2 protein-coding genes are annotated in these 3,151 nt (G+C 36.5%); both read left to right on the top strand.

Features of this window, described 5'->3' with window-relative positions:
* Positions 1-2,927: siphovirus ReqiPepy6 Gp37-like family protein (locus C3938_RS00560; RefSeq protein ID WP_158681508.1), on the top strand; the 2,927-nt coding region annotated here is incomplete at its 5' end.
* Positions 2,927-3,121, top strand: coding sequence for a hypothetical protein (locus C3938_RS00555; RefSeq protein WP_105101352.1), 195 nt, complete (start codon positions 2,927-2,929; stop codon positions 3,119-3,121). The genes C3938_RS00560 and C3938_RS00555, both read left to right, overlap by 1 nt.
* Positions 3,122-3,151: the final 30 nt, after the last annotated feature.

Raw genomic sequence — 3,151 nt, 5'->3', positions numbered from 1 at the left:
AATTACACATCAATCAATATATGGAGGGTGCCGAACATTTCCAAAAAGGAAATTTTATTGTTTTGGATAAACAAGGTGATAAAGCAATGGTTATCCGCCACAGAGAAGTATCTTTAGATTCAAACGGTAAAGCTTCTGAAACATGGAAAATTACTGGTGATACGCTTGACGGAATCTTGAATCAAAGAGTAACAATTCCGCCAGACCATACGAGTCATGACAGGAAAAAAGGTAATGCAGAAACAGTAATGAAACATTATGTTGAGAAACATTTTGTTAATCCAGAAAATCCGGATAGAAAAATTGATTTTCTTGAAATAGCACCAAATCAAAATAGAGGTCCTCAAGTTGATTGGGAATCACGGTTTCGCAATGTAGGAGATGAAATTACGTCCATTAGCAAGCAGGCCAATATAGGTTGGATGATTTATGCTGATATGGAACGCAGGAAATTCATATTTGATGTTGCAGAGCAAAGAGACGTTACTCAAGATAACCCAACCGGATTACAACCGGTTTTCTTTAGCCCAGAATATCAAACAATTAAAAGCCAACAATTTGTAGATAGTAATAATAATTATAGAAATGTTGGTTATGTTGGTGGGCAAGGTGAAGGCGAAGAAAGAAGAATAGTGAAGGTTGGAGATGCAAAAGGTGTAGACCTTTATGAAGTATTTATTGATGCTCGTGATATAGGGGAAACCTTAGAAAACGATGATGGTGAAGAAATAGAGCTATCTCCAGAAGAAGAGGAAGCAAGATTAAGAGAACGTGGAGAACAGAAAATGAAAGAGTTTGAAACAACGTTCTATTTAGAAGCTCAAATTCTAACACCTTCTATTCGTGAAACAACAAATGATTTTTCCATGTCTACGCCATTTGAGTATGAAGTGGATTTTCGATTAGGTGATATCGTTCAAGTATTTAATAAGACTTGGAATATTACGATGAATGCTCCTATAACAGAAATCAAAGAAATCCATGAGCCAGGAGGATTTATTCTTGAAGCTACATTTGGAGAAGCGCAGGCAACGTTAATAAAAAAAATCAGTGATAAATTTAATGAAATTCAAGGTATTGAAAATCAAGAGTTACCTGTAAAGATATCGGTAGAAAAGATGAAAGAAGCCATTGATTTTGCTGATGAACGAATTTCAGATGAAGAAAGAAAACGTATCGAACAAGCTCAACAAAACTTACAAGAATCTAAAAGCCATGCGGATGAACAATCTTATCAAGCAGAACAAGAGGCTAAACGTCATGCCGACAATCAAGACGTTTATTATGATGATATTGCGAAAAGTGATGCTGCCAACAAATCAAACAACGCTGAGGAGAACGCTAAAAATCACGCTGAGGAAAAAGATAGAATTGTCGAGGAAAATGCACGTCAAGATGCTACAGAAAAAGCGAATCGATCGGAAGAAAATTCCAAACAATATGCTGAACAGAAAGCAAATGAAGCTGAGAATGATTCTAGAAATTATACAGATGACTCGTTTCAAGAGCTGAATACTATTGTCACTGAAGCAAGACAAGAAATTAATCAAGCTATTGCCCGAGTAGAAGAATCTGAACAAATTATTCAAGAAGCTAAAACAGACGTGGAAGGTGCTATCGTTCGGTTAGATGATTTTGAAATAAGTTTAGGTAATAAAGTAGACATCGGTAAAGCTGTGGATGACATCAATAATTCAGATACAAGAATTTTAGGAAAGAATATCACTCTTGATGGCAATGCTTTAATAAGAGGCTCGTTAGGTGCTGAAGATGCAACGTTCTTAGATATGACAACAAGAAATATGACAGCCATTAATGCGATAATGCAAGATTCAGTTATCACAGGTACATTAGATGCCAATAATGCAGTATTTCAAAAGGGTACGTTTGATGACGCTATAATAGTTAATGCCAATATTCAAGATGCTGTTATAACCGGAAGATTGGAAGGAGTAACAGGAAATTATGCAGGGAAATTATCTTCTTTAATCCGGGAGGATACAATTTGGACTGAGGATGATTATTTTGTAGCTGAAATAGATAGAGGTTCTGTGAGAACACTGTCTTGGGAGCGTGACCCTAATTTTCCTTTAGCTATAACTAGCTATTTAGGAGGTTCCCTACAATTTAATGCGTACAACAACAGTGCAAATTTTAATCCTAATAACTTAAATGACCCTAACATAAACAACGCTAGATTCCTTACGAAAATTGTTAATTATACAACTGATGGTATGAGAGTTCGTAAAGCAGATCCTTCTAGATATGGAGAGAGTGAACCAGGTTGGTTTTTGAACAATGAAGGATACTTGCATATTGAAGATACCACAACTAATCTATTTTCTAGAAAAAGACTTCAATTATTTTCAAATGAGGGGGTATATATATACCAAGGTACTTCATCACAAGGTAATATTTACATTGGCACCGGAGTTTGGACTAGCGACAGGGTTCATATTGCGGGTGGTATGACAGTAGATAGAAATGGTATTACAGGTTCTTTAAATGTAGAAGATTCTATAAGCTTAGGAGGTAGAATAGACGCTCCTTTGGGATTAAGAACTTCTGAAGGTAGTGCAGATATTATCGTTGAACAAGGAAGTAATTCAAATGGCAACTATATCCGATATGCAAATGGCATTCAAATATGTTGGAACCATATTTCTACTAGAAGTGTAAGCACCAGTACTCACACTGAACAAGGACTTACATTTTATCGAGGTGGACCATCTATAGATTTTGCCATACCGTTTATCGAAGAACCAGCAATCAACTATGACGGAGATGTAGACGGTGGATCATGGCGAGCGGTTATGAAACGAGCATGGAGTGTTACAACTACCGGATTCGGAGCTCAGTTCATGGGACTATCATCATTTAGCACAGTGGACAGGTTATCTTATATTGCTATAGGGAGATGGAAATAATGAAAAAACAAATAAAACTGAATCAAGCTGACATAACAGAAACCTTGTTAGCAAAGATCGCTAACCTTGAGTTGGAAGTAGCTACAGAATATGCAGCAAAAAAAGCAGTAATGGAATACGCGACTAAGCTAGAAAATGAATTGGAAGAACTAAAAAACGAAGAGGGAGAGGATGCTAAATGCGATTCGAAGTAAGAAGTACGTTTACTCGGTACGATCAAGGTG

Source organism: Microbulbifer pacificus, from assembly GCF_002959965.1.
GTDB classification, from domain to species: Bacteria; Pseudomonadota; Gammaproteobacteria; order Pseudomonadales; family Cellvibrionaceae; genus Microbulbifer; species Microbulbifer pacificus_A.
This window is presented reverse-complemented; position numbering and strand designations above follow the sequence as displayed.